The following is a 23,140-nucleotide window of genomic DNA, read 5'->3' as shown; positions in this document are numbered from 1 at the left end:
CTACTCTCTACTAATTATTGTAAAAATTTCTCTTCAAAGAACTTCAGTTGATGTTCTAATGTGATAGGGTCATTGAAATAAAAGGCATTTGCATTCACTTCAAATAAATGACCATTTTTCACTGCTTCTAAATCTTTAAACCATGCTGCATCTGTAAAGGAATTATCTTGATCTTGGAACATACTAAAAATCACGTAGTCACCTGCATATTCCCCTAAAACTTCTTGAGAAATGGCATAGTAGCCAGGCTCTAACGCTGTTTCTTTTACTTTCTCAGGCATTTTCAAGCCCATTTCTTGATATAAAATCTCTGTTCCACGACCCCAGTTATCGCCATAAATATAGAACTGTTTATTAAAGTTCTCTGCTACTGTTACAGTCGCATCTTCACCGATTTTTTCTTTAATCTTTTTACCAGCTTCTGCTGCACGTGTTTTAAAATCTTCTACCCAAGCAGTTGCTTCTTTTTCTTTATTCACAACTTTACCGATTTCGATGAACTGCTGTAAATAGTCTACTTTACCATACGTAAATAATACAGTTGGCGCGATCTCTGCTAATTTATCAGCATTTTCAATACCATTTAAGCCAATAATTAAATCTGGTTCTAGCTCAAGAATTTTTTCAATATCTGTATTTTCAACTACGACAGCATCTTTAATTGCATCTTCAAAGTTGGGATTTTTTGCTGCCCATGCATCCACACCAACAACATTTACATCAAGCTGTAATAAGCTTCCTACAAAAGAAGATAGTACAACAACACGTTTCGGATTTGCTGGTACTTCTACAGGACCTGACTCTGATTGATATGTGATTGTTTCTGATGAAGCTTCCTCTTTTGAGCCCTCATCCGCCTTCTCTGTTTTTTCTTCCTTACTGCCACATGCTGCAAGTACTAGGACAAGCATCATAAACATTGGTAAAAGCCACTTTTTCATTGTTATTCTCCTTTTAAATGGTTTGTAATAAGTCATATGTAATGCACATTGGTTTGTTTGTTCGTGGATCTTTGCCAATAACTGCATCTATATTAAATACTTTTTTCAATACTTCTGGAACCATCACTTCTTCAGCCGTTCCGAATTTTACAAGCTCACCTTGTGAAAGCGCTACAATATAATCTGAAAAACGTGCCGCTTGATTTAAATCATGGAGGACCATGACAATTGTGCGCCCCTGTTCTTCATTCAGCTTGTAAAGTAGCTCTAAAACTTCTAGCTGATGAGCCATATCTAAATAAGTTGTTGGTTCATCTAAAAAGATAATGTCGGTTTCTTGGGCCAATGCCATCGCAATCCATACGCGCTGACGTTGTCCACCAGACAAAGCATCTACAGATTGTAAACGGAATTCTTCTGTTTTGGTTACCTGTAAAGCCCAGCCAATAACATCTTTATCTTTTTGTGATAAATTCCCGAAGCCCTTTTGATAAGGAAATCGACCGTAGGATACAAGCTCTTCCACTGTTAAACCATGTGCACTTTCTGGACTCTGTGGTAAGATTGCCAGCTCTTTTGCTAACTCTTTTGTTTTCATCTTGGAGATATTTTGACCATCTAATACGACCTGTCCACTCTCATGCTTTAAAATCCGTGTGATAGCCTTTAACAAGGTTGATTTTCCACAACCATTTGAACCAATGATTGTCGTGATTTTGCCATCAGGAATTTGCAGCGATAAGTCATGCACAATCGTTTTATTCTCATAACCAACACGAATCGATTCAACTTCTAAACGCAAATCGGACCCTCACTTTCTTTTTACTTCTTTCCATGCTATGATATTCAAAGTTAAAAATGATAATCATTATCACTAGAATTAGTCTAGTTATCTGATAAGATTTTGTCAATTACTTTTTTACTATTTGTTAAGGATGTGGCAATAAAAATGCAGCATGTGTATGATGTGACAATTATTGGCGGCGGTCCAGCTGGCTTATATAGTGCTTTTTATAGTGGTTTACGGGGTTTAAAAACAAAATTATTAGAAAGTCAACCACAGCTTGGCGGTAAAGTATTACTTTATCCTGAAAAGCTGATATGGGATATTGGGGGGCATCCTCCCGTCTTGGGCGAACAATTTGTTAAACAATTAATCGAGCAAGCTAAAACATTTGATCCTACTATTTTGACAGGTACAAAAGTGGATTTAATTGAACGTCACAATGATATTTTTGTGATACATACAGCAGCTGGTGAAAAGCATTATTCTAAAACGGTACTGTTAGCTGTAGGTGGCGGCATTATTAGCCCTCAAAAGCTAACACTTGAGGGCGCTGAAAAATATGAAATGGCCAATCTACATTACACTGTGCAATCATATAAACGTTTTGTCGATAAGGATATCATCATCTCAGGCGGTGGTAATGCAGCCATTGATTGGGCTGTTGAATTAAGTCCGATTGCCAAAAGCGTAACGGTTGTTTACCGCAAAGAGAATCTATCAGCTCACGAAGCCACTGTACAGGAAGCACTGGATGCAGGTGTGCGCATTGAGTGTAATACAACGATTACAAAGCTTTCCGCAAATACTGATAAAACGGCTATTCAATTAGTCACATGTGAGAATATGATAACGAAGCAAAGTTATACGCGTCAAATTGATGAGGTAATCGTCAGTCATGGCTATAATCGTGAGGCGTCTCTTGCATTTGATGAGGCCATTGCCATTCCAAAAAAGGATGATTATTATGTTGAAGGAAAAGCAACAGGTGAAACAGCACAGCCAGGTATTTTTGCAGCAGGTGATATTTTATCATTTGATGGAAAAATTAATTTGTTACTTGGCACTTTCCAAGATGCAGCCAATGCAGTCAATTCTATAAAAACGTATTTAGAACCAACTGCCTATCGTCATGGCATGGTGTCCTCACATAATGAGCTATTTAAAGAGAAAAATCGCTCTATTATCGAAAAGCAATTTGCACCAGCCCACTAAACCTAAATATAACCCTCTTAAGATCCTGATCTTAAGAGGGTTTCTGATTTTATCTAAATAAACTTAATAACGCTCCCATCTGTCTCAACATATTTACTCCATTTGTAATCGTCCCAGCATGCCCCATAATTGTATTTAAATGATCTGGTAAATTTCCTAATCTAGGACCTTGCTGTTGCTGATTGGGAGAATAGTATGGTTGCACCATCCTACCTCGAAAAGGTGGGCCAAAATATTGCCTATTGTTTGGCGGATATGGACCTCTTCTAGCATTCGGCTGAAAATATGGCATTTATACACCCCCTATCTGAAAGCTTCTAACTAGTATATGTGAAAATTTTTATAGCGAATTAGACTTTTGGAGAAGAGGTTAAAAATAATAAGGGAACCATACTAATTTCTCTGTCATACTATAAGAAAAAAGAAGGTGGTACTATTCAAGGCTCTCATTATCTTACCTTTTTAGCTAAGTTCGGGGTCGGAGGCGCACATCCTGGGGGCATTAATCTATCAAAGGCTGTCTTGCAAGCAGAGAATATCGAGCAAAACGCACATATTTTAGATGTGGGATGTGGTACAGGGCAAACGGCTGCTTATTTAGCATCTTCCTATCAAGCAAACGTCACAGGTCTCGATATTCAGCCCATCATGATAGAAAAGGCTCGTCAGCGTATGGATAAAGCGCGTCTACCTGTTAAACTTCTGCAAGGCTCTATTGAACAAACATCGTTAGCGAACGAGACATTTGACTTGATTCTAGCTGAGTCGGTTCTGGCTTTTGTTAATTTGCAGCAGGCTTTGCAGGAAATTTATCGTTTATTGAAAAAAGGTGGCCGCTTTATTGCTATCGAATTTACTATTCCTAAAACACTTCGTACCGAACTTGCAGACGACCTCCAACAATTTTACGGCTTTCAGTCTCTCCTCAGGAAAAAGGATTGGGTAAGACTACTGCAACAGGCTGGTTTTTATGATATCCATATACAAAAAAACAAATCCATCTCATCCAAGCCTGAATTTCAAGTTTCCACAGATCTAGAATCGGAATTCTATGAAATCATGGATCAGCATATTGCCATGAATGAAAAATACGAAGACATTTTAGACTATCGCATCTATACTTGTACAAAATAATGAGCCGGCAGCAAAAGTGTTGCTGGTTTTTTGTGCTGTCACAGCATACTTTATGACACCTGTCATCAAGATTCTTTGACTGGTGTGAATAGGTTTTCTCTTGAGAATTTCTTATTCTTAAGGTAAGAAAACAAAGAAAGAGTGATCGAACTTATGCAAACACAACAAAGACTTCCCTTTATCGATATGTTAAGAGGCTTTGCCGTCTTAGGAACGCTTGGCACAAATATTTGGATATTTGCTTATCTTGGTGATTTATCCTATATCACAACAAGTGATTATTCTGGTTGGTGGTCCTTCAATGATTTTTTACGTATGGTCGTATTATTTTTCGTTAATGGCAAGCTGCTTGGATTGTTAACAATTATGTTTGGTGTAGGTCTACAATTAAAATATCAGCAAGCCTTACGTAGAGGTACAGCTTGGCCAGGAGTGTACCTGTGGACTATCGTCTTCTTAGGGTTAGAGGGGCTACTGCACTACACGCTTGTCATGGAATATGATATTTTAATGAGCTATGCTGTCACAGCATTCATCGTCGCTTTTATTGTACGTTTGGGTGACAAGGTCATGACAGGAGCCTTTTATTTTTTTGGTGGCTTTCACATCCTATTGATTCTGCTTATTTTTATCAGTACCTTACAAGGAGCGGGTGTTTCCTTAAATGGCATGGCGTCCGTTACTGAGCTCTATGAACATGGCACATGGTTTGCGCAGGTTCAGCATCGTCTCACAAACTTTTTATTTTATCGCTCGGAAGCTATATTTATTATCCCGATGAATGTCTTTTTATTTTTACTTGGCATGAGGTTCATGCGTAATGAGGTATTTTCACCAACAGACAAAGGACGTCAAACTCGACAAAAGCTCTTTAAAATTGGTGTATTCATTGGCTTTCCTATCAATCTGCTTATTTTTATTCCTGGGGGGCTTTTTGATTTACCTGTTCGCTATCTTTGTGCTCCTATTCTATCCATTGGCTATATTGGAATTTTAGGTAAACTGGTAGAATATAAGAGGCTAGACTGGCTTTGGCAGCGCTTTGCTCATGTCGGTAAAATGTCTTTAAGCTGCTATGTCCTTCAAAACGTGCTTGCGTCGATTATTTTTTATGGCTGGGGGCTTGGCTTAGGTGGGCAAGTCAATAGCTTCTCTGTCATTGGTATTTGGCTATCTCTATCAATCTTACAACTTGTTATAGCATTTGCTTGGTTACAGCAATTTCAAATGGGCCCTATGGAATGGATTCGTAAAAAAGCCCTTCAAGCGATGACACAGCAATCAGCAACAAAGGATGGTGCTAGTAATAAAAATATATCCAAGAGAACAAATTAAGCATTATTTAATCATTGATGCAGCTTCTGTCATTTTCCTATTCGCACTAGTACTAGGGTCTCATTCCCTTCCCTTAGCTATGAAAATAACAGTGCTCCTTTTATACCTAATAGCCTTCTACATTGCTTTATGGCATCGAGATTGGAGGCTACTTGCTGCATCTCTAGTAGCCTTTGTCCTGATCACCTTACTTAGCATAATTGTCGATCCTTTTATGCTTATTTTTGGCTTTACCTTTGCCGATTTACTAGGACGGGCAAAATCAAAATGGCATATTGCCTGTGGAATTGTAGCCATCGCTGTCATGTTTTTGACGGTTTTGTACATGACAACCGACTCTCTTTTACCGAAGGAATCACAGGTACTAGTACCGGTTATGATGTTTCAACTAGTGCTCCCGATTCTCATTTATTTTGTGGAAAAGTCCAAAAATCTGCAAGCTGAACTGGCAGATGTAAATACTCAGCTTGTTCAGCAAGAGGAACGACAACGGATCGCTAGAGACCTTCATGATACAATTGGCCATACGCTCACAATGATTAAAGTAAAAACCGAACTAACGACCAAACTGATTGACCGAGATCCTTCAAGCGTGAAGCCTGAGCTACATGACATATTAGCCACTACCCGTACCGCCTTAAAACAAGTACGTGAGCTTGTGTCTGATATGAATTTTATTTCACTGCACACGGAGCTTATCCATTGCCAACAGCTTTTACAAAGCGCGAATATTACGACAACCCTTGACAATCAATGTCCTCAAATCGTACTTTCTAGTGTGGAGGAAACGATGCTTGCTCTATGTGTACGAGAGACGACTACGAATATTCTCAAGCATAGTCAGGCAAAAAAATGCCATTTCACCATTCAATGTTGTGCTGGACACTATACACTTGTGATGAAAGACGATGGCATCGGTTTACAGTCACAAGGACGTGGGAATGGCATCCACTCCATAAAAGAAAGAATGCATATGCTGCAAGGCTATGCCCTGATTGAAAGTGACACACCAGTAGGCACCAGCGTCACACTTACTCTACCAATTCAAGATGGAAAGGAGCCTCTAACATGATACGTGTATTACTAGCAGAAGACCAACAAATGTTACGTGGTGCCCTAACTTCGCTACTAGCGTTTGAGCCTGATATTGAAGTCATAGCTGAGGTGGCGGATGGACAACAAGCATGGGAATTGATCCAGCAGGAGCCACCAGATATTTGCCTAGTCGATATTGAAATGCCCCATCTATCAGGGCTTGAGCTTGCTGAAAAAATTAAACAGGCCAACCTCCCTTGCAAGGTAATGATTGTGACAACCTTTGCACGCCCTGGCTATTTGCAGAAGGCAATGGATTGCGAGGTACACGGCTATCTATTGAAAGATGAACCCATTGATTATTTAATCGCTACTATACGAAAAATCATGCAGGGAGAAAAGGTGGTCAGCAAGGATTTAGCCGCCTCCTTATTTATGAAGGAGTCAAACCCTTTAAATGAACGAGAAATTGCGGTGCTTCAGCTAGTCAAAAAAGGCTTGACCACAAACGAAATCAGTAAGCAATTATTTTTAACGAAGGGCACGATTCGCAATTATTTATCCACATCTATTCAAAAGCTACAAGTTGAATCTAGACAGCAAGCCGCTCAGGTAGCAGGCGAAAAAGGCTGGCTATAAAAAAAATCTCGCCACAGCTGTGACGAGATTTTTACAATGGTAGCATAAGACACGTTCCTAGGTTTCAAATGACAGATTCATTATTAAGCAAAAGAACGTTTATTTTCCTTGTAGAACTAAATTGGTTGCTGTAGCCCAGTTGTTTAATGGGGTTACGGTATAGCTGACATTTGTTTTCAACGTACCACCATTCGTTAGATCAAAAATACCTATAGCACCTTTACGTGATGAATAACGATATTGTGCTTGCAATGTACTCCCATCACTGCCTTTTAACGCTACACTTCGGCCAGCAAGTAAATCAGATTGCGGATCGTTTCTTAATTGTAATTCAAAGGATTTTTCATCCATGGCCTTCACTGACTGCAGGCTGAGTGGCGCGATTTCGTTCGCTACAAAGCTCTTTACATCTATTTCCGCCCATTGTGCGTACACACGGTAAGTCACACCTGGTTTTAAAACTTTGCCAGCAGGGAGTCTAAATTGAGGAGCTTGTCTGCCATCAGCTGCCTGTGTAAATGGAACATAATTAGCTACAAATTCTTCTCCCTCACTTGTTTTCACTGTCACATAGCGATCACGTAATGAGGAAATAACATCAAAGCGTTTTCCGCTAGCATCTCGATTATGACGATCTAAGCTAAATACTAAATCTCCTCGACTCGCGCGATAGGTTTCAATAATATTAGCATAATCTACTACGCCATCCTCCTGAAAGGATTCCAATGTGAATGTATCATTTGTGACTTGCTCCACATTGCGTACATATACCTTTTCATCTGTGCCCTCAAAAACCTTATTGCGTTGCTCTTTATAGCTCAATGTATAGATAAAATCATCCTCTTGGAATGTTGTTGGTACAATATATGTACGCTTAGAGCCGGTCATTAAGCGTGGCACATTGACAATCTCTAAATCTCCATTAAACGTAAAATGTTTTTTTATAGCATCTAAATGATTGAGGTCTACATCAGCTGCTGCTAATGGCTGATTAAATGTTATTTGTAGGGTCATTGTATTTAATGGCTTGATGTTTGTAATTTTAGCTACTTGCTCGTTTTCCGCTGCTACTACTGCTTTATTGCTTGCCGCATCTGCATTTAGTTGTTCGCCTACGGTTACTAGACCTGCTGATAATACGGATAAAGCTAATGCTGCTGGGACAATGCGTTTTCTTAATTTCATTTGTTGAACACTCCTTTATGGTGTTATTTAGTTTACAAAATTTATCATAAGCTCCATATCTAAACTGCCAATAAATAAACTATTAAAAAAGAATTAAAAAATAGGAAAAAGAATTTAAGAACAAAAAACTGTAGAGAGCCATCTCTACAGTTTGAGTTATTTTGCGCCTGCTGCAAGTAGAATTTGTTCGATTTCTTTAAATCCTCGCTGTTTTGCATGTTGCAGTGGTGTCACGTTATTTTGATCGGGAATATTTACATCAGCACCATGTTCAATTAGTCGTTGTATTACGCTTTGCTGTGTTGGATTGCCGTTATTTAAGACAATCGCCTCCATCAGGGCTGTCCAGCCTAAATGATTCACATGATTGACATCAATATCGGTATTGCTCAATAGCTCCTCAATGACCTTCACATGACCGTGCTCTGCTGCTGGTATAAGTGCCGTTCCCCCATATCGATTTAAAATAGTCGGATCAGCACCAGCTTGAATGGTCATCTTTAAAATAGCCAGATAGCCCTCCGCACCTGCATAGAGAAATGGTGTATTTTGCTGATTATCCTGAATATTAACATCTGCACCTGCATCTATTATTAATTTCGCTGCCTCGATATCCTGATTATAGGTAGCTATCATCAAAGCTGTTCGATTATTTGAATCTTGTACGTTGATGTCCCCTTTTTGACTTAAAACATGTTGAAGTCTATCGATATCTCCCTTTTCAGCTGCCTTTAGCAACTCACTCGCCCAATCTGTTTGTATCACTTCACTCCCTCCTCTATCCTGTTGTATTGTATCCATTGTGGCACACCCTTGAAGCAAAAATGTTAATGCAATGATAACTGTCTGCCTTTTTTTCAATATTTATACACCGCCTTTCTTTCCTCAGTGTAAGCGGTAATGCTAAATTGCCCATTAACGAATTCTTAAAAAAGTCTAAAAAAACTACCCCGCCACAAGGACGAGGTAGTTTTACTTAAACATTGAAGCGATAGCCTGCACCCCATACTGTTTCCAAAAACTTGGGATGCGCTGGCTCTCGTTCAATTTTTTCACGTAGCTTTCGTATATGAACAGTGACAGTCGAAACGTCTGCAGCTGATTCATAGCCCCAGTTTCGCTCATATAGCTGTTCCTTACTTAATACTTGATTGGGGTGTCTAACAAAAAAGACGAGCAAATCAAATTCCTTCGTTGTAAAGGCAATCTCCTCACCATTAACAAACACCTTTCTAGCCGAAGTATCGATTGTAATGCCATGAATGGACATCATATGATTTGTTTGTTGATGGCTCGCCAGACGCTCATATCTTGATAAATGGGCCTTGACCCTCGCTACTAATTCACTCGGACTAAATGGTTTTGTAATATAATCATCCGCTCCTAGTCCAAGACCACGAATTTTATCAATATCCTCCTTTTTAGCTGAAACAAATAAAATGGGAATATTGTGTACAGCTCGAATCTGTTTACAAATGTCAAAGCCACTTATGCCTGGGAGCATAATATCCAAGATGATTAAATCATAATTGCCTTTAAGTGCCTGCTGTAGCCCATCCTCTCCATGATGTTGGATATCTACTGTAAAGCCATTAATCTCTAAATAATCTCGTTGAAGCTCTGCTATGCTTACTTCGTCTTCAATTAGCAGAATTTTTTTCATGATGATTCACCTTCTCCTCAGCCTTTTTCAATGAAATGAATATGCTCGTCCCTTTCGCTAATTCACTCTTTGCCCAAATATCGCCACCCATTTCAACAACGATTTGCTTGGCAATGGCTAACCCTAAGCCACTGCCTCCTGTTTGCGAATTACGTGAAGGCTCCGCACGGTAAAATCGATCAAAAATATAGGGCAATGCGGCAGGATCAATGCCTGCACCATTATCTGTTACCTGAATAATCGCATCCTCTGCTCGCTCATGCAAGGAAATAATGATTTGCTTATATGGCTTATCCATATATTTTTCGCTATTACTTAAAAGGTTCGTCAGGACACGTCTTAATTTATCTCGGTCCACCATCGCCAAAAGCGGCGAGCCTGCTGATAGATATTGTAAATGAATGTCTCGTGCAATAAAATCAAAGCTTGCATCCTCTACATAATCATGCATATATTGCTGTAGATTGACGCTTTCTAATTGGAAGGGAATCTTTTTTAAGTCCAATTTAGAAAATAAGAATAGCTCATCAATTAATACATCCATATCCTTTGCCTTTGTATAGATAGTAGTTAAGTATTTATCCATTTTTTCCTCTGTATTTGCCACACCGTCTTTAATGCCCTCTACATAGCCGATAATGGAAGTCATCGGCGTTTTTAAATCATGGGAGATATTGGAGATGAGCTCCTTTCGATTTTCCTCGTATTGAAGCTGAAGCTGGATGGATTCTTTTAATTTGACTCTCATTTCCTCGAATGACCGATTCAGCTGACCAATTTCATCCTTCGAGTGGGTCGTAATCTCAAAATCCAAGTCGCCCGATTTAATTCGTTCTGCCCCTTCCTTTAATGTCGATATCGGTTTAATAATACTTCTTGAGACTAAATAATTTAAAAAGCCAATAATCATCATAAACAGGACAAATAAAATACCTAAAAGAATCGGTAACAGTTCCCTCGTTACCTCTGCATGGGAACTAACCTCTCTCAATACGAAAATACTGCCCTCTGTTTGATCTGGAAAATAAAAATCAAATTTGACATACGTATAAAAAGCTCGATTTATCATGATGGTGTCACGAGAATTAATATTGGTCTCTTCAAAGCTAGGTAAGCTTTGAAGCAATAATTGTTTATGCTCTTTCTGTGTTGAATACACGATTTGATGATCTTTTCGTACCACAATCTCTATCGAAGGCGCATTGATTTGTTCAAGCTGTTCGAGATCTAAAAGCTGCTGGGGACTTTTTTTAGCTAGTAATTTTAAATCTAGAAACGCATTTTCCTCTACTGTCGTCAAAGGCTTTTGGACATAAGATTTTTTATAAAAATGCTCAATCGCTTTGACATCACCTGTAATGGCAAAGGAAAAAAGAAAAACCGCTGCTAGTAATAGCGTGATGGCAATGATTATGACACCCACATATGATAGCAAAAACCTTGTTTTTATTGACATCTACATACCCCCATAAGCTGAAACTACTAGCAATGTACCATACAAATCTTAAAACTTTATAAAATCATGCTGAAAAATCTATAAACATTTTTATCGCTTCAGTATAGTATTGCGTTCCTATAAATGAAATAAACAAAAAAGATACGGCACAATCCCGCTGTGCCGTATCATCTTTGCTTTATTTAGTTTCTTGTGCTCTTAGCTTCTTCTTTGTTTGCCAACCTAAAATGATATATTCAATTAATGCCACAGCGATTAATGACGCACCAAATAGCGGCATCATAATCCCTAAAATGACAAGGAAAATGATGAATGGCATGGACATTTTATGAGAAATTTGCGGTGGCGCAGACAGCTCCCCTTTTTTTCTACGCAAAATCCAAGTGCGAATGCCCCACACGATTACGGCTAGGAAGGCTAGACAAACCACTAAATTTAATAGCTTATTTGGCCAGCCGAATAAATGCCCCTCATGTAATGGTATTCCCCATGTAAAGAATTTAGCTAATGGGCCATAATCGTCATAATTCACTTGATCGATAAACTTGCCACTATACTGATCAAAATACATTGTGGCTTCCGCTGTAGGTTTTACATCTAGCCCTGTTACACCAGAATTACTAGCCTTCGCCACTGTATAGACGCCCTCACCGTTTGACGGATAAATGATAGAGTAAGGCTTAGCAATGTTCATCGAATTGATTTCTTTTTCAAGCTGAGCAATCGTGATTTGGCTGTCGTTCGTATAACGGACAGCACCACCACCATGATGCTGTGCATGTTCCTCTTGTGAGGTCGGTGCCTCTAATTGACGAGTGGCCCACGGAATTTCAGAGACATCAGATGTTGGTGGCTTTTGTTGGAGTAATGGATACCCAAAAGTCGGATTTTCTGACGCTATATCTGCTAGCATGGAACCCTGAAAAGCAGACCATAATAGCCCAGTCGAAATGAACATCACCATTGGAATCGTAATGATTGTCCCAACAAGCGCATGCAATCTCTTACTTTTTTGCCTCTTATTCTCCGACTTGCCCTTCTTTAGGAGATTTCCTTTGAATGTCATATAAAGACCTGACAGTAATAAAAAGATCGTCCAGCAAGCTGCCAGCTCTACTAAATAGTTGACAAAGGTCCCACCAATAAAGAGAGAGCTATGCGTATTTCTCATAATATTTGAAAATGTATAATCGGCATCCTGACTACCAACCATTTGATTGTGATCATCTAAAAATACGTACTTTTGTTTAGCGCCATTTGATAAAGTTAAACGCGTATTATAAGGCTCCTCCAACATAATCACTTTTGTAGTAGAGTATCCTGCAAATGCCGCCTCCGCTTTTTCCACGGCCTCATCAATTGTTAAGACCTCTTCCTTATGGCTTTCACCAAAAAAATAATCGTCATATAATCGATTTTCTACATCTGTAAAAAACAAATAACCAATCCCACTTAATGTGAGAGAAAGCAATAAAGGCGTAATAAAAAGTGCTGCGAAAAAATGCAACCGCCAAAACCTAGAATAAAGCAAATTTTTCATATTTGATCTCCAATCTCTCTATTTATAGCAGATTAATTATATAAATAAAAAGTGAAATATGAATGAAGTCCTAAAGGCAGTTTTATGACAAACAAATGTATTCCAATTGGTATTATGTTATTTACTCACAAAAATGGCTACTTCGTTTTTCGAAGTAGCCAAACATATTCTATCCTCTTAATTCTTTCAAAACATTGGCGTACGCTGCTAAAATAGATTGCTCATGTGAAGCATCGTGCACAACATAATGTTCGACAAGCTCCTTTAAAGGTTTAGGCTCTAGCATAATTTCAAATTTGAATAAGCTTTCATAGTACTCAACAACTTGTGGATTCATGTGGACCGCTCCTTTAATTTTTTACATAAAAAAACATCTTTCTCTCATCAGAAAGATGTCTACTATGACAAATACACGACATAATACGGTGATTGCCAGATGGAAAGAAGCTTTCTATTAAACATAGAAGCACCCTTTTTAGCAATCATCGTACTATGAGCATGCAGGAGAAACTCTCTAGTCACACTCAACACCCCCTATCCGCGTAGGTTTTTTGGCTGTACTAGATAAAGGCAGGTCTCCTGGCTTATGTTCATCACACCTTTCACCTTCCCATTACGACTCGTAACAGTGGCCTTTTGAAATGTGCTCCCATTTACAGTTGCGGGACAGCGTCGGCTTCACACCGATCTTCCCTTTTAAACAAATTAAAACATCTAATTTGTACCTCTATCCTATTATTCCGTTTTTATTATTATACCATAGTATTAAATCTTAACAGAATAGAAATATTGTGCTTTTAAGTTCTAAAAACTAAATTTGGAGCTCTATCCCTCTCTTTTGAGGTTTTATCCACTTAATTTGAAGCGCTATCCTCTAGTTTTGAAGTTCTATCCACCCGTTTAAATTCTATCCTGCAATTTGATGATTCTATCCACCAGTTTTAGAATCCTATCCTCCACTTTTGAAGTTCTATCCGCTAGTTTAAACTCTATCCTTCAATATGATCTTTTACAAATCTATCCTCTCCTCCATTTCAAATATCTAGGAATTACTCTATAATTAAGAAAAAAGGGGGCGGTTTGAGATGATTATGGGTTTACATCATGTGCAAATTACAATTCCGAAAGGCTGTGAGGAGCAAGGGAAGGATTTTTATTGTCATGTTTTAGGACTTCCAGAATTAGAGAAGCCTGACTCTCTTAAAGGACGCGGGGGATTTTGGTTACAGCTTGGTCAACAGGAAGTCCATGTAGGGACAGAGGATGGCTTCGATCGTTTGACCACAAAGGCGCATATTGCGTATCAAGTAGCGGATATTCAGTATTGGAGGAAGAAGCTCACAGCACATCAAATCAAGATACTCGATTCTGTGCCTATTCCTCATTACGAGCGTTTTGAATTCCGTGATCCCTTTGGTAATCGTGTAGAAATGATACAGAAAATCGTGTAGGCTGCCTCGTTTTGGGGCAGCTTTTTTCATGGAATTGTTCCATATTACATCTTACTGAAACATTTGTAATAAAACTGTAAATTCCCTTGATAAAGCCTTTTATAGCAAGTGTTGAAGCCATCCCTTCAGTCACCCTGGTAACATTTACCGCCCAGAAGCCCTACTTTTTCATGCTACGATTATTTCCATGGCAAAGGTATACAGGAGAAATCCTACTAGATGCTTTAGGAGGTTACACAACATGAATAAACGATTTTTATCTACAACACTTGCATTAACAATTGGATTTAGTTCATTTGGAATGGTGCAAACAGCGATCCAGCCGATACAAGTAGAGGCTGCAACAACAAATGCTCAGAACAACGCACAGGCGGTAGCTGCAAAAGCAGACCAATTAATTCAGACTGGTAAAAGCTTAATGGGGCAAGCAACATACAGCAATTCGGTTTACAAGCCTACATACCCATACAAATTTTCTTGTGCTTCATTTTTAATGTACATCTTCGAGAAAAACGGGGTAGACCTTGGTACGTATAATGAAAATTATATGATTCAGCAAGGGACTTATGTAGCGCGAAACCAATTACAAAAAGGCGATTTAGTGTTCTTTAAAAGTAAAAAAACAGGAACTGATCCCGATCATGTCGGTATGTATATTGGCGACAATAAAATCATCCATATGGCTGATAGCAAACAAAATATAGTTATCTCTGATTTAAATAGTAAGCCATATTATACGGAAAACTATGTATCTGCACGTAGAGTATTACCTACTCTGCTATCTGCCAACCCTGCTACAAAAGGCGATAAAATTGTAGAGAATGCTCTATCCTATAAAAACAAAGTAACGATTAGTTCAACAACAAATGAAGCTAGCTTACGCTTTACAGCTCCAACTTTCGTTGATTTTATCTATCGTAAAAGTGGAGTGACACTAGGCGCAACGTCATTAAATCAATTAATGAACCAAGGATCCACTGTGGCACGTGCTAACTTGAAGAAAGGTGATCTAGTTTTCTTTAATAGTGTCAAAGGCTCTAAAACACCTTCACTTGTTGGGATTTACGCAGGAGATCACCGTATCATCATTCCTAATTCAGATGGTGTAATGACAAGAGTATTATTTGTAGATTACTATACTGAACATTATATTACAGCGAAGCGTGTTTTCTCTAATAGCACCTCTACGCCCAGCGTAAGTGCACCTTCAGCAAGTACATCTGCCGATAAAATTATTGCCACTGCTACTGGTTTAACAAGCAAAGCAAAATTCGGCTATACGTACAATGAGAGTGCACTGACTTTTACAAGTGCGGGTTTTACTTATTATGTCTTTAAAAAGCATGGTATTGATTTAAAAGATAAACTAGCAAGTAAACAGGCTTTAGTAGGGACACGTATTCAAAAATCACAACTACAAAAAGGGGATCTACTGTTCTTCTCTACGAATAATGGTGGACAAGAAATCACACAAACGGGTATTTATATAGGCAATAATCAATATATTAGTATGACAACGAATAATATTGTAAAACAAAACATGTCTTCAACGTGGGCACAAAAGAATTTTGTAACTGCTCGACGCGTCTTAAAATAAATGAGGATAGGGGTGTCTCAATCATGTTGAGACACCCTTTTTCTATGCGTTTTTCAGTTTATTGGCAAATTCAATCATGGATCTACTAGACATCGGTCCCTTAATTAAAACTATCGTGTCTGCATCAAGCTTTGGCTTCAATAATTCTAAAACGCCTGCTACCTCTTTAAACGTATGAACCTCTGCACTGGTTCCATCCTTTTGCGCTTGATCGGCAATCTTCTCTGCCCTTTTGCCGATGGTAATCAATGTATCGATCTTTCTTAGTGCTACCATGGAGCCGATTTCGCGATGATATTTTTCTTCAAAATTGCCTAATCGCTTTATATCCCCTAAAACCAGAATGACCTTTTTGTCTTTTCCTACCGTATCTAGCACTTTTAAGGCGGCCTCTACAGATGTTGGGTTATTTGTCCATGTATCATCAATAATCGTACTGTCACCAAGTCCTGTCGTAAATTCTAAATGTCTTGCCATCTGTTTAAATGTTCTGAGTCCTGCGATTGCCTGACGAATGGTCAGCCCCATTTCATGGCTAGCTGCAATCGCGGCTAAGGCATTATAGACCTGATGCTCACCATAGCCTGGGACAAACACATTGTATGTTTCATCCGCTACCTCTAAAACAAACTTCATGCCTGTATTGGCAAACTCCACTTTCGAAGCCTTGTAATCTGCCGTATCCTGTAAGCCAAACTTGATAATCTTCCCTTTAAATCTTTTCAGTGAGATTTTTTTAGTATTGGCATCATCAGCATTGATGATTAACGTGCCATCCTCTTTAATGCCTTCCACAATTTCTGCCTTGGCCTTAATATAGCCCTCCAAATTGAGACAGCCATCTAGATGATGCACACCAATGTTTGTAATGATGCCAATAGTTGGTTGATAGATCATACATTGATGTTTAATATTCCCCGTATTCCCTAAGCCTAGTTCAAAGATAGCGGCTTGTGTTTTATCGTCAATGCCCGTTAAATAAGGTAATGATTGCCTTGGCTCGTTTTTACTGCTGACGGATGCTTGCACTTGCCAATGCTTACTAGCAATATGTTTTAACATCTCTTTTGTTGTTGTTTTCCCACAAGTTCCTGTTAAAGCCACAACGGGAATTTCAAAGAGCCCACGATAATACTCGATAAATGTCCAGTATGCCTGTGCAACACTTTTCACTTGTAAAACGGTTGTATTCTCCAGTGCATTTTTTAACTCTGTAGACGGTTTATCGGATATGATAAGAGACGGACCTTTCCGATCAATCTCTTGCCAGTTGATGTGATCGTTTCGACTAACAAACAGGAGCGAATGGCTCCTTGTTAAATCATGCCGATTATAATAGATCGCCTGCTTAACAGACCATTGTTCTGATCCGTGAATGAGCTTTCCCTGTAGGACATTCCTAAGTTTCTGCACACTAATGGATTGCAAGTGTACTACGCCTCCTCTCTTTATCGATCTTGTAGATGACTTATTTCTTCTCTTGATCTAGCGTGCTGCTTTTTGATCAATTACTATACCTTATTAGAAAGCTCCTCTATGTGGCACAGTCAATATCCTATATGGAAAGAAGCTAATCAGCAGGTGGTGGAGGCTTTAGCTTTAGCTCCGTTGCTAGTTTAGAGACCTGTTTGCTATACATATCTCCCTTTATGAGAATGATGGTATTTTCATCCACAATCTTCTGCAATAACGGATAGACTAGCGTACTATTTTTAAATGTGTAAACAGGCGCGCTAAATCCTAGCTTTACTGCGTGATCAGCCATAATCCTTGCGTGTTCTCCAATGGTAATCAGGACATCCACGCCAATACGTTGAATTAATTCACCCGCTTGTTCGTGAATAATGTAGCCCCAAGAACCTAAATCGGTAATCGTACCAATAACCGCAATCTTTTTCTTGCCGTCACCTAACTCATTCAACACCTTTAAGGCAGCCTCTAAGGAAGTGGTTGTAATACTCCATGTATCATCCAATAACATGGAATGATTAATGCCCTCAAAGAGTTGCAGCTGTTTTTTCAATTGACGGAATGATTGAAGCTGTTTTGCTGCGACTGGAATAGGCATCCCCATATCATGGACCGCGGCAATAGCAGCAAGAGCATTATAAACCTGATGCTCGCCAAACCCTGGTACAAGAATGTCATAGCTTTTTCTATCATGATGCAGGATAAATTTCATCCCTTTTTGATAGTAGTGGATATGGCTTGCTCGAAAATCACAGGAGTCATGCTTTCCTACCTTAATCAAACGCCCACGAAATCTCGAAACATCTATTTTTTTCGTATTCATATCTTCAGCATTGATAATTAATGTACCTTTTGGATGAATGATATCTACCATTTCTCCCTTTGCTTGAATATAGCCTTCTAATGTTTTGCAATAATTTAAATGATGGGCTCCGATATTCGTAATAATACCGATTGTCGGTTTGAAATATCTCCCTGCATTCGTAACGTCTCCAGGTGAGCCTACTGCTGTTTCAAAAACGGCAGCCTCGGTATCATCCTCAATGCCCAGTAAATATTGCAAAGAAGCCGTTCTAGAATTGCTGCTCAATGTCGTCGCAGTCACTTTCCGATCAGCCGAAAGAATATGTTTAATCATCTCTTTTGTCGTTGTTTTGCCTGATGTACCTGTAATCGCGACAATCGGAATATGAAACTGGCTACGATAAAAATGAACAAATTTCCAATAGGCCTCTTCTGCATTCACTACCTGTATCAGCATGACATGATCGGGAATGTCAGAAGGCCGATAAACTCTATCGGTCACTAGCACTAGAGGAGAAAGTGGCTCAAGACTTTTCCAATTAACAATACGTTTACTTGTAAAAAGGGCCGTATTGGATTTTTTCACTTGCTTTAATCGATAAGCCCCATGCTGAATCAGTGTATCCTCTGACCCGTGCACTAGATAGCCTGCCGTAATCATTGCTAAATTTTTCACCGAAAGAGGCTTCATATCTTTTCTCCCTCCTTTCTTTTCTAGTATATGTAACCTTTTAAAAGTTGCTTGGATGTAGACAAGATACATAACTAGAGGAAATCTATTTCATTGCATATATATAAAGGTGATTAAGTATCTAAGTACCAATAGAAGGAGTGATATACCTGAAAGCCATTGTATTTATCGGTACAAACAAATCTGGGTCTAGTCGTGAAGCAACAAGGGCAGCAGAAAAATTAGGCTACTTCACAGTACTTTTCACAAATAATGAAAAACAACTTGAACAGCGCAGAGCCTACCCCGACATCCATAAAATGATACTCATTGATACTTTTGATATCGAGAGCATGAAAGATGAAATTGAGAAACTAGGAAAAACTGGATTAAATATTAAAAGTATCGTTAGTTTTGTTGATCCATTTGTCCATATTGCTTCAACACTGTGTGATGAATTTTGTCAGAACTATACATCCTCCAGTGCAATTGAAACTATGGAGGATAAAGAAAAAACAAGAAAGTTTTTACAAGATCAACCATACTCGCCAAAATTTTTGCTCATGAAACCGAACGAACCCATAGCTAAAAATTTGACCTTTCCATTAATCGTAAAATCTCCTAAATCAACAGGCTCAAAAGATGTCTTACTAGCAACGGATGCCGATCAACTCAATAACCACCTCAAAGCACTACGCAGTAAAAATCCCTATGAAACCATCATGATTGAAGAATATCTAGATGGCCCTCAATATTTAGTAGAGGCGGTTGTTTATCAACGTCAACCACATGTCATTGGTATAATTGAGCAAGAAATTACGCAAGGAAAACGATTTATTATTACGGGTTATGGTGTTCTAGTGAAAGCCCCTAAAGACATCCAATCAGGCATCGAGGAGGTACTCCATTCCATCGTGAAAGCCTTTGATATTGAGAATGGGGCGCTTCATTTAGAACTTCGATTAACCCAAAATGGTTGGAAGCTTATCGAGATCAATCCTCGAATTTCAGGTGGCGCTATGAATAATATGCTACAAGCAGCTCTAGGTTTTAGTTTAGTAGAAGAAACATTGAAGATATTGCTAGGAGAACAGCCTAATCTGCAACCAAGACACAAAAAATTTGTTTATACAAAATATGTCATTGTGGAAAGTAGAGGAATATTAGAAAAGGTTATTGGCAAGGCAAGAGCGACAAGATCAACTGGCGTCGTTGAAGTATATGTCAAACCGAGAAGAGGCACTCTCCTCACCCCACCTTTATCAATGGGTCACCGTTATGCCTATGTCATTGCAGAGGGAGCAACCTTGAAGGAAGCAAGAAATCACGCAATCAATGCAGCGAAGGAAATAAAATTCATTTTGAGAGTTTGAAAAAAATATCCCGAATAATTGCCGCTTGCCAGTGGACAGTTACTCGGGCTTTTTTAATTTCATAAGTCGTAATCCATTATTCTTCTTTAAACGTTTGATCTAAAAATTTCACGGTTTCGAACATATTGGTTTTACTTGCACCCTTTACAAGAATGGTATCATGAGGCTTAACGAGCTTTTCAAGGAGGACATGCAATTGATCTTTATTAATAAAATGATGTACTCTGGATGGGTCCATACCCTTCGCGATGGCAGCATTACTCATTTCATCTGTCCTAAAGCCATAGGTAATAAATTCATCGATGCCTATGTCATATACGTATTCCCCAACCTTACGATACTCCTCTTCCCTCAAGACACCAAGTTCTCGCATTTGCCCAATAATGGCTACTTTTCGATTTGTCGCGATATTCGTCAGTACATCGAGCGCAGCACGAACCCCCTGCGGATGAGAGTGTACCGTATCATCAATAACCGTTATATCATCACGGCAATTATAAATCGTTAAGCGTCTTGGTGGTTTTTTGAAGTTGAGTCCAGCCTGAATATCAAGTGGACTAAATCCTAAAAGATCAGCCACTGCCACTGCATTCAATGCATTGTATACATGATGTTCTCCTAAAATAGGAATATATAATTCTATTTCTTGCCCATGCAGCTTCATTTTAAAGGACATGCCGACATCTTTATATTGCAAATCATATGCACGGTAATCCGCTTCTTTTTTAATGCCCACCGTGATGATTTTTCCTTTAAATTGTTGTGTCTCTAAGTATCTTGAATTGTCATCATCCTGATTGACAATGAGTAAGCCCTGTTGGTCCATGCCATGAATCAATTCCGATTTTGCCTTGGCAACACCCCTTACATCTCCATCAAAGTTCCCAACATGGGCTAAGCCTATATTCGTTACAATACTAATATTCGGCTGGATGATGCTACAGTGATTGGTAATAATGCCCGGGTAAGCCATACCATACTCTAATACAACGGCCTGATGTGAATCATTGATTTCTTCCTTATGCTTTTTCGTATGCTCTGTCGTATTCCAATAATCCTTTGATTCAAATACATTCCATTTTTTCGATAAGATGGAACCAACAAATGCCTTTGTTGTGGTTTTCCCTGCACTTCCTGTAATCGCAATAATAGGCAGGGTTTTCTTTGCCTCCACCTGCTTACTTTTTTGTTGGACAATTTTCTTTTTCAGCGGTTTTTGATTTTTGGCAAGATACATCGCATAACGGATGGAATGGATGACCACATCTAATTCCAAGTAAAAGGCAGGGGGACAGCCTGGGCGCCAATTGACCTCATACATCCAAATTTTTTGATGTTGATCTAAGCCCACATCAATGCCAATTTCATCAATAACCTCCCCAAATTTCGCCATTTGAATTTCATCCAGATGATGGGCCAGCGCTAGTGAAAAATGCTCAAGCATTCGCCGAATATTATAGGCCTCATCCTTAAACTCCTGCTCCAAAAAAGGATCTAAATAATTGGTATAACCACCATTATTAATATTCGGTATGATGGAGCCATTCGGTGCAATGCGTGGGTACACCGTTGTCACTACCCATTTACCTTCTCCATTTTTTTGAACATGCAGGCGGAAATCATAGACCTGACCAGATTTTGTAACAGATTGAATATACGGCTGCATAATAAAGGTGCCAGACGCAAGTTGCTCCTTTATCAATGAATCCAATTGTGGCTTTGTATAGGTTGTCGTGGTGCTATCCTTTCGCACCTCAAAATATTTGGCTCCAGCCTTCGTTATAAAATAAATACCCTTTCCTTTTCGTCCATCAATTGGCTTAAACACAACTCGTTTATAATAATTAACGAACTTATGAAATAAATCGGCATCCTTTACAATTTCAGAGGGAATCAAATACTGTTCAAATTCCTTCGCTTCCTTTAATCGTTTCATCACATTCCATTTGTTCCCGATTGAATGGGTTGTAAATGGAATCTCCTCTTTTAAACGGTCAATAATCTCCTTGGAGACAGATAATTTCTCAGGGCTTCCTGCATTATAGATAACATCAGGAAAGGGCATTGTTTTTTCTTGCCATTGTCCATTCTCATAGACCTTTGCTCGAATAGAACGTTTGGCAAAATCCACACTTTTAGGTGTGAAATAGAAAAATGTTGCGCCTTCAGCTTTCGCAACTGCTGCAAAGGCATAGGACTTGAGCACTGTTGTTGGATCAAGTCGATGATGCAGCATACCAATAATCGTCATAGCTAAACTTCCTTTCATTAGATTCTCTCTCTATTACATTCACTTTGTATCCCTTGCATATAGACAGATGCTCTAGCTTTAGTAGTTTAATATGGCACTACCATTTCGGCTCTATGATAAATTTCCCCTTCAACATATCTGGCTTTAAGAGCTGAATGGCCGATATGCCACTGAGTTCAATAGATTTCTTTGTACTTGTTTTTTCTAACCTCACCACATCTGCAATCGAATTTGTATCGTTTCCCTCATAATCAAAAGCACGCAACAACGATACTGTGCCACGACAACGCTCTCTATCAACAGCCTCAATACGGAAAAACTCTGTCTCAAATTGTTTCACTGTATCCAATAAGCTTAAATGAGCACCACTATGTGTAATTAAAAAAAATGGAATCGTATCACTCCCGACAATTTTAATAAGTAGCTGACCAAAATATTTAGAATGAAAATTCATCATAATATCCTGAAGATCCTTTAAATCACTTAAAGCTTCACATAAAAAGTGATTTCTTTTCTTATCACTATTCAATTCGTAGCCCCCTCTCTTAGTTTGACTATGCGATTTGATCCGTGTAAGTTGCCCTCTCGTTATCATAT

At 38.8% G+C, this 23,140-nt stretch carries 22 protein-coding genes and 1 riboswitch; of the genes, 8 read left to right on the top strand and 14 right to left on the bottom strand.

Annotation, left to right across the window (positions count from 1 at the left end):
* Positions 1-14: 14 nt before the first annotated feature.
* Both HCH28_RS10175 and HCH28_RS10170 read right to left on the bottom strand, forming a co-directional pair.
* Positions 15-941: an iron-hydroxamate ABC transporter substrate-binding protein gene (locus HCH28_RS10175; RefSeq protein WP_004229355.1), complete on the bottom strand. Its 927-nt coding sequence runs from the start codon at positions 939-941 to the stop codon at positions 15-17.
* Positions 942-954: 13 nt separating this feature from the next.
* Complete coding sequence (locus HCH28_RS10170; protein WP_004229357.1) at positions 955-1,743, bottom strand: ABC transporter ATP-binding protein; 789 nt, start codon at positions 1,741-1,743, stop codon at positions 955-957.
* Positions 1,744-1,890: 147 nt separating this feature from the next.
* Between HCH28_RS10170 and HCH28_RS10165 the strand changes: the two genes are divergently transcribed.
* The gene (locus HCH28_RS10165; RefSeq protein WP_221680839.1) at positions 1,891-2,940 is read left to right on the top strand and encodes an NAD(P)/FAD-dependent oxidoreductase; all 1,050 of its coding nucleotides are present in this window, start codon (positions 1,891-1,893) and stop codon (positions 2,938-2,940) included.
* A gap of 49 nt (positions 2,941-2,989) precedes the next feature.
* Here the strand turns inward: HCH28_RS10165 and HCH28_RS10160 are convergent, their stop codons facing one another.
* Positions 2,990-3,232, bottom strand: a complete 243-nt coding sequence (locus HCH28_RS10160) for a hypothetical protein (RefSeq protein ID WP_004229360.1) — start codon at positions 3,230-3,232, stop codon at positions 2,990-2,992.
* 230 nt (positions 3,233-3,462) lie between these two features.
* On the opposite strand from HCH28_RS10160, the gene HCH28_RS10155 reads away from it, so the two are divergent.
* From HCH28_RS10155 to HCH28_RS10140, 4 genes are all read left to right on the top strand, one after another.
* Positions 3,463-4,074, top strand: a complete 612-nt coding sequence (locus HCH28_RS10155; RefSeq protein WP_221680838.1) for a class I SAM-dependent methyltransferase — start codon at positions 3,463-3,465, stop codon at positions 4,072-4,074.
* Positions 4,075-4,227: 153 nt separating this feature from the next.
* The gene (locus HCH28_RS10150) at positions 4,228-5,409 is read left to right on the top strand and encodes a DUF418 domain-containing protein (protein WP_221680837.1); all 1,182 of its coding nucleotides are present in this window, start codon (positions 4,228-4,230) and stop codon (positions 5,407-5,409) included.
* Complete coding sequence (locus HCH28_RS10145; RefSeq protein ID WP_221680836.1) at positions 5,369-6,481, top strand: sensor histidine kinase; 1,113 nt, start codon at positions 5,369-5,371, stop codon at positions 6,479-6,481. Before HCH28_RS10150 ends, HCH28_RS10145 begins: the two co-directional genes overlap by 41 nt.
* Positions 6,478-7,083 (top strand): response regulator transcription factor, encoded by a 606-nt coding sequence (locus tag HCH28_RS10140; RefSeq protein WP_221680835.1) that lies wholly within the window; start codon positions 6,478-6,480, stop codon positions 7,081-7,083. The genes HCH28_RS10145 and HCH28_RS10140 overlap by 4 nt, the downstream gene beginning before the upstream one ends.
* A gap of 99 nt (positions 7,084-7,182) precedes the next feature.
* Here HCH28_RS10140 and HCH28_RS10135 read toward each other — a convergent pair whose 3' ends face one another.
* The 7 genes from HCH28_RS10135 to HCH28_RS25015 all read right to left on the bottom strand — a co-directional run bounded on the left by HCH28_RS10135 (position 7,183) and on the right by HCH28_RS25015 (position 13,449).
* Entirely contained in the window at positions 7,183-8,268 is a 1,086-nt protein-coding gene (locus HCH28_RS10135; protein ID WP_221680834.1) for a hypothetical protein, read from the bottom strand.
* Between the two features lie 156 nt (positions 8,269-8,424).
* On the bottom strand, positions 8,425-9,129 hold the full coding sequence (locus HCH28_RS10130) for an ankyrin repeat domain-containing protein (protein WP_221680833.1): 705 nt from the start codon (positions 9,127-9,129) through the stop codon (positions 8,425-8,427).
* A gap of 115 nt (positions 9,130-9,244) precedes the next feature.
* Entirely contained in the window at positions 9,245-9,931 is a 687-nt protein-coding gene (locus HCH28_RS10125) for a response regulator transcription factor (protein ID WP_112117822.1), read from the bottom strand.
* A complete protein-coding gene (locus HCH28_RS10120) occupies positions 9,909-11,387 on the bottom strand; it encodes a sensor histidine kinase (RefSeq protein WP_221680832.1) in 1,479 nt (492 codons plus the stop codon). The genes HCH28_RS10125 and HCH28_RS10120 overlap by 23 nt, the downstream gene beginning before the upstream one ends.
* Before the next feature lie 178 nt (positions 11,388-11,565).
* Positions 11,566-12,927 carry a PepSY-associated TM helix domain-containing protein gene (locus tag HCH28_RS10115; RefSeq protein WP_221680831.1) on the bottom strand — a complete coding sequence of 454 codons (1,362 nt, stop codon included), beginning with the start codon at positions 12,925-12,927 and terminating at the stop codon, positions 11,566-11,568.
* Positions 12,928-13,096: 169 nt separating this feature from the next.
* A complete protein-coding gene (locus HCH28_RS10110) occupies positions 13,097-13,264 on the bottom strand; it encodes a hypothetical protein (protein WP_221680830.1) in 168 nt (55 codons plus the stop codon).
* Between the two features lie 62 nt (positions 13,265-13,326).
* Complete coding sequence (locus HCH28_RS25015) at positions 13,327-13,449, bottom strand: hypothetical protein (protein WP_004229388.1); 123 nt, start codon at positions 13,447-13,449, stop codon at positions 13,327-13,329.
* A gap of 30 nt (positions 13,450-13,479) precedes the next feature.
* A riboswitch (cobalamin riboswitch) is annotated at positions 13,480-13,671 on the bottom strand.
* A gap of 341 nt (positions 13,672-14,012) precedes the next feature.
* Here HCH28_RS25015 and HCH28_RS10105 point away from each other — a divergent pair.
* Both HCH28_RS10105 and HCH28_RS10100 read left to right on the top strand, forming a co-directional pair.
* Positions 14,013-14,378: a VOC family protein gene (locus HCH28_RS10105; RefSeq protein ID WP_221680829.1), complete on the top strand. Its 366-nt coding sequence runs from the start codon at positions 14,013-14,015 to the stop codon at positions 14,376-14,378.
* 241 nt (positions 14,379-14,619) lie between these two features.
* Positions 14,620-15,975: a C40 family peptidase gene (locus HCH28_RS10100; RefSeq protein ID WP_221680828.1), complete on the top strand. Its 1,356-nt coding sequence runs from the start codon at positions 14,620-14,622 to the stop codon at positions 15,973-15,975.
* A gap of 42 nt (positions 15,976-16,017) precedes the next feature.
* On the opposite strand, the gene HCH28_RS10095 is transcribed toward HCH28_RS10100, so the two are convergent.
* Complete coding sequence (locus HCH28_RS10095) at positions 16,018-17,403, bottom strand: UDP-N-acetylmuramoyl-tripeptide--D-alanyl-D-alanine ligase (RefSeq protein ID WP_221680827.1); 1,386 nt, start codon at positions 17,401-17,403, stop codon at positions 16,018-16,020.
* Positions 17,404-17,545: 142 nt separating this feature from the next.
* Entirely contained in the window at positions 17,546-18,940 is a 1,395-nt protein-coding gene (locus HCH28_RS10090) for a Mur ligase family protein (RefSeq protein ID WP_221680826.1), read from the bottom strand.
* Between the two features lie 140 nt (positions 18,941-19,080).
* Here HCH28_RS10090 and HCH28_RS10085 point away from each other — a divergent pair, with 140 nt between their 5' ends.
* The gene (locus HCH28_RS10085) at positions 19,081-20,292 is read left to right on the top strand and encodes an ATP-grasp domain-containing protein (protein WP_004229393.1); all 1,212 of its coding nucleotides are present in this window, start codon (positions 19,081-19,083) and stop codon (positions 20,290-20,292) included.
* Positions 20,293-20,368: 76 nt separating this feature from the next.
* Here HCH28_RS10085 and HCH28_RS10080 read toward each other — a convergent pair whose 3' ends face one another.
* Together HCH28_RS10080 and HCH28_RS10075 are read right to left on the bottom strand one after the other, a co-directional pair.
* Positions 20,369-22,561 carry a YheC/YheD family protein gene (locus tag HCH28_RS10080; RefSeq protein WP_255601023.1) on the bottom strand — a complete coding sequence of 731 codons (2,193 nt, stop codon included), beginning with the start codon at positions 22,559-22,561 and terminating at the stop codon, positions 20,369-20,371.
* A gap of 79 nt (positions 22,562-22,640) precedes the next feature.
* On the bottom strand, positions 22,641-23,072 hold the full coding sequence (locus HCH28_RS10075) for a hypothetical protein (RefSeq protein ID WP_036081468.1): 432 nt from the start codon (positions 23,070-23,072) through the stop codon (positions 22,641-22,643).
* Positions 23,073-23,140 lie beyond the last annotated feature (68 nt).

Source organism: Lysinibacillus sp. K60 (assembly GCF_019731275.1).
Classification (GTDB): domain Bacteria; phylum Bacillota; class Bacilli; order Bacillales_A; family Planococcaceae; genus Lysinibacillus; species Lysinibacillus capsici.
The sequence above is the reverse complement of the archived record's forward strand: the minus strand, read 5'-3'. Positions and strand labels throughout refer to the sequence as shown.

Excerpts from the sequence above, each read along its gene's own strand:
- HCH28_RS10175 (WP_004229355.1), bottom strand. The coding sequence starts at position 941 with ATGAAAAAGTGGCTTTTACCAATGTTTATGATGCTTGTCCTAGTACTT.
- HCH28_RS10115 (WP_221680831.1), bottom strand. The coding sequence starts at position 12,927 with ATGAAAAATTTGCTTTATTCTAGGTTTTGGCGGTTGCATTTTTTCGCA.
- HCH28_RS10080 (WP_255601023.1), bottom strand. The coding sequence starts at position 22,561 with ATGAAAGGAAGTTTAGCTATGACGATTATTGGTATGCTGCATCATCGA.
- HCH28_RS10100 (WP_221680828.1), top strand. The coding sequence starts at position 14,620 with ATGAATAAACGATTTTTATCTACAACACTTGCATTAACAATTGGATTT.
- HCH28_RS10165 (WP_221680839.1), top strand. The coding sequence starts at position 1,891 with ATGCAGCATGTGTATGATGTGACAATTATTGGCGGCGGTCCAGCTGGC.
- HCH28_RS10120 (WP_221680832.1), bottom strand. The coding sequence starts at position 11,387 with ATGTCAATAAAAACAAGGTTTTTGCTATCATATGTGGGTGTCATAATC.
- HCH28_RS10140 (WP_221680835.1), top strand. The coding sequence starts at position 6,478 with ATGATACGTGTATTACTAGCAGAAGACCAACAAATGTTACGTGGTGCC.
- HCH28_RS10150 (WP_221680837.1), top strand. The coding sequence starts at position 4,228 with ATGCAAACACAACAAAGACTTCCCTTTATCGATATGTTAAGAGGCTTT.
- HCH28_RS10110 (WP_221680830.1), bottom strand. The coding sequence starts at position 13,264 with ATGAATCCACAAGTTGTTGAGTACTATGAAAGCTTATTCAAATTTGAA.
- HCH28_RS10105 (WP_221680829.1), top strand. The coding sequence starts at position 14,013 with ATGATTATGGGTTTACATCATGTGCAAATTACAATTCCGAAAGGCTGT.
- HCH28_RS10090 (WP_221680826.1), bottom strand. The coding sequence starts at position 18,940 with ATGAAGCCTCTTTCGGTGAAAAATTTAGCAATGATTACGGCAGGCTAT.
- HCH28_RS10135 (WP_221680834.1), bottom strand. The coding sequence starts at position 8,268 with ATGAAATTAAGAAAACGCATTGTCCCAGCAGCATTAGCTTTATCCGTA.
- HCH28_RS10125 (WP_112117822.1), bottom strand. The coding sequence starts at position 9,931 with ATGAAAAAAATTCTGCTAATTGAAGACGAAGTAAGCATAGCAGAGCTT.
- HCH28_RS10160 (WP_004229360.1), bottom strand. The coding sequence starts at position 3,232 with ATGCCATATTTTCAGCCGAATGCTAGAAGAGGTCCATATCCGCCAAAC.
- HCH28_RS10145 (WP_221680836.1), top strand. The coding sequence starts at position 5,369 with ATGGTGCTAGTAATAAAAATATATCCAAGAGAACAAATTAAGCATTAT.